This window comes from Stenotrophomonas sp. 3(2025), assembly GCF_052665395.1.
This window is the reverse complement of record NZ_JBQOIF010000054.1, coordinates 1-346: the sequence shown is the minus strand read 5'-3', so window position 1 is coordinate 346 and position 346 is coordinate 1. Positions and strand designations below refer to the sequence as shown.

Genomic DNA, 346 nt, shown 5'->3' with positions numbered 1-346 from the left:
CCTCGAGATCGACGAGATCCTGGGCAAGCTGCGCGACTCCTGGGCGGCGATCGCCGACCAGCCCGTCGATGAGCGCTGAGCCCCTCGAGCCCTACGACGCGCTCGCCGCGCTCAACCTGAAGCCGATCAAGGACTCCACCCCGACGGAGTCCCGGGAGTCCATGCGCACCCACACCGCCGCCCTCGGCCCGTTCGAGGACGTGGCCGCGGTGGCGGTGACCGTCGCCCAGGACGGGAACGGCGTCGTGATCGTGATCACGTAGACGCCCGTCGCCGTGCGCGTCGACGTGTAGCCGCTGCCATGGGACGCGGCGCCGTCGCTGGCGACCACGCCGCGGATGATCCG

General features: G+C 71.7%; 1 protein-coding gene. It reads left to right on the top strand.

Going from position 1 to position 346, the window contains the following annotated elements; genetic code table 11:
• The first annotated feature begins 68 nt into the window (after nucleotides 1–68).
• A complete protein-coding gene (locus ACUXVE_RS20065) occupies nucleotides 69–263 on the top strand; it encodes a hypothetical protein (RefSeq protein ID WP_445515022.1) in 195 nt (64 codons plus the stop codon).
• Nucleotides 264–346: the final 83 nt, after the last annotated feature.

Coding starts and splice junctions, on each gene's coding strand:
- ACUXVE_RS20065 (WP_445515022.1), top strand. CDS start 69: ATGAGCGCTGAGCCCCTCGAGCCCTACGACGCGCTCGCCGCGCTCAAC.